The sequence below is a fragment of the Nitrospirota bacterium genome (assembly GCA_020846775.1).
Taxonomy (GTDB): domain Bacteria; phylum Nitrospirota; class 9FT-COMBO-42-15; order HDB-SIOI813; family HDB-SIOI813; genus RBG-16-43-11.
This window is the reverse complement of record JADLDG010000101.1, coordinates 1-2930: the sequence shown is the minus strand read 5'-3', so window position 1 is coordinate 2930 and position 2930 is coordinate 1. Positions and strand designations below refer to the sequence as shown.

Sequence of the window (2930 nt, the reverse complement as noted above, 5' to 3'; positions counted from 1 at the left end):
TCCGTATCTCTTTTTGGGGGTTAAACACCGGTTTGGCACTGATGGTTGCGATGAGTCTTTTCCCGGGCGGCGTACTCCAACTTCTGGATGTGTTGAAAAACGGATATTGGCACGCCAGAGGCCCTGACTTCTCAGGTCAAAGGATCATGCGGATACTGGAATGGCTCCGTATGCCTGGGGACCTTGTCTTCATTGTATTAGGCGTTGTCCCTGCATTGATTGCCGTGATACTGACCTATATATCCATAAAAAGACAGCCGACTTCTACTCATCCATTGGCCATGGAACCAAACAGATAGACTGCAAGGATAGGGCATCCCTCACAAATCCTGTGTAGTTCTATTTGCCCGCCGGATTCTTCATTCATATTTATCAAGAGACACTCTGCTGCTAACGGAATCTGTGTTTCACTAACAGCACGGATGATTAAAGGTTAGATAAATGCAAGATGTAAAGGTTTCTATAGGTCACGTTCATACTCGTTGTTGAGTTCCGGCATCGGGACGTAAGCAATACAGTTCACAATATTCATCGCCGCCAACATCACGTACTTGTCGCTTTGTTCCGGCACAACACTTTTCAACCATCCGACGAGTTCACTGTTAACGTATGCAAACAACTCCTTTTCCGGATGAGCTTCGAGATACCCGGTAATAGACTGTTCACGCAGCTGACCTTTCAAGTCCTCAGCAAACTTTACCAGTGCCGTATATCTTGTTAACTGACGATCTTGATCATCCTCTGTGATAAGCGGCCAGCTTAGTTTGGATTCTTTCATGGCCTGGTAGCACACAAGAATAATATTAATTAGGACATCTGTCTTCGCCAATGATACACCAAATCGCTCTTGAACGAGGCAAGATCCGAGCATATGTGGCTGCTGCAGATGAATTTCATCGGCCAACTGCTCTTTCTCTTTCAAGTTCATAGCTTGCACTTTGATGATGGCAGTGGCAAGCGCTTTCCTGGAAATCCGACTCATATAAGTTCTTTCAAAGATAGACCAGTGTTACGACCCAGCAATTTGAGACCGCTTTTGGGGGGCTATTCCCACATAATCGGTACCAGCTTAATAGCACCCATTACCAGCAAAAGGAATTTACCATTTCCGATGTTATAGTAGCAAGGTGTTACTTTGTTTTCAATCGAAATTTTACACGCTAAGATTACATGTCAGCGAATGGGCACAATACGTCCATTAATGGTAGATATCAATATTATTATTAATTTGAGAGACAAACGAATTAGACCTTAATTGATTCAACTCAAAGCTGTTTGTTTATCACATATGTTCTTTTTTGAGAGGCAATGGGTATGTGTCACGTCCCAGGTAACCGGTACCACTTCATTCCCAGGTATTCGCGCCCCCCCACACGAAATGCTAAATCATTTAATTCCTTCATTCATGTTCGTACACACATATTTCCTCAATTAACACATCCATTATCCAATCAAGAGGGAAACAGCGACAGCGACTTACAGTATCCTCATTTGCCTGAACACCCCTTTGCCCTTTCATCAGCTGCCAATCTGGAATGATCAGCCGCGAGTTTGACGAAGCGGCTGGATTGCCGAATTATACGTAACCAAGTTAGTTCCTCTCTGCATTTATTTAGCTGATGACATTTGCCCCCTTTTTTGTTAAATTCTTAACTACATTTAGTCCAAGTATCATCCCGGATGTTAACCGGATTTTAAAGAAGCAATACGGTTGCATTTGTTAAAGTAGTCATGTTAAGGATCGCAGGAAATGTCCAGGGCAACAAATATATTCAACCTCCATAGAGATATAGTTGCAGACTATAAGCAATTCGTAAGCAGTTTTATCAATATTAATGATGAGCAAATCAGGAAAGTTGTAGAAGAAGATATACATACCGGCCGGTTCTGGCCGGAACCTCTGGTCCAATTCAACCCATCCTTTGAAATCCTTGGCCCTGCAAGTGAATTTTGCGGTTCAGGAAAGTTACTGCATACAGATATTGCACACATCTTTAAGGGTTACAATTTATTCAGGCATCAGGTTGAGGCGATCAACCTTGGGATACAATCCCGTGATTTTGTAGTTACATCTGGAACAGGGTCAGGCAAATCGCTTGCATACCTCGGAACGATATTTGACTATCTCCTTAAGAATAAGACCGGTAATGGCATAAAGGCTGTCATCGTCTATCCGATGAATGCCCTTATCAACTCACAGAGCGAGGCGCTTAAAGAATACAGTGAGAAGTTTGAGTCCTCAACCGGAAGACAGTTCCCCATTTCCTTTGCTCAATATACAGGACAGGAAGATGAAACCAAGAGGCTTCGTGTCAGAGAAGAGTTGCCAGACATCATTCTTACTAATTACATGATGCTTGAACTCATCCTTACCCGGCCTTTGGAAGCAGGCATTCGGAAATCAATTTACGATAATCTGAGATTTCTCGTCTTTGATGAGCTTCATACTTACCGAGGACGTCAGGGGGCTGATGTGGCCCTGCTGATCCGTAAGATAAAGGCCCAGGCTGTAAATGACGTGGTTTGCATCGGCACTTCTGCAACTATGGTATCAGGCGGCACGATTAAACAGCAGATGGATAAAGTTGCGGAGGCAGCTTCAAAGATATTTGGAGCAACATTTACAAGAGAGCAGATTATAGTTGAGTCGCTGGTAAGGTGTTTCTCCACACAAAATCCCATTCCTCCAAGAGAAGAACTACAAAGGGCTCTTCACCAGATTATAGACCCTGATGAGGGAGAAGAGGTCCTCAAACAATTCCCCTTATCATACTGGCTTGAAAACAGGGTTGCGATTGAAGAAAAAGAAGGTGTCCTGGCCAGGCGGCCTCCCATGTCATTTGGAGATATTGTAAAGCTGCTTTCCGAAGACTCAGGCTTAGAAGAACCTCTGTGCACAAAACAGTTGCTCTCTTTTTTATTATGGCTTT

General features: G+C 43.5%; 3 protein-coding genes. 2 read left to right on the top strand and 1 reads right to left on the bottom strand.

What is annotated here, in order from left to right; genetic code table 11:
* Positions 1 to 32: 32 nt before the first annotated feature.
* Positions 33 to 299 carry a hypothetical protein gene (locus IT392_12135; GenBank protein ID MCC6545224.1) on the top strand — a complete coding sequence of 89 codons (267 nt, stop codon included), beginning with the start codon at positions 33 to 35 and terminating at the stop codon, positions 297 to 299.
* Positions 300 to 460: 161 nt separating this feature from the next.
* On the opposite strand, the gene IT392_12130 is transcribed toward IT392_12135, so the two are convergent.
* A complete protein-coding gene (locus IT392_12130; protein ID MCC6545223.1) occupies positions 461 to 871 on the bottom strand; it encodes a hypothetical protein in 411 nt (136 codons plus the stop codon).
* Between the two features lie 879 nt (positions 872 to 1750).
* Between IT392_12130 and IT392_12125 the strand changes: the two genes are divergently transcribed.
* Positions 1751 to 2930, top strand: a 1180-nt coding sequence (locus tag IT392_12125; protein MCC6545222.1) for a DEAD/DEAH box helicase, incomplete at its 3' end; no start/stop codon positions are given.

Excerpts from the sequence above, each read along its gene's own strand:
- IT392_12130 (MCC6545223.1), bottom strand. The coding sequence starts at position 871 with ATGCTCGGATCTTGCCTCGTTCAAGAGCGATTTGGTGTATCATTGGCG.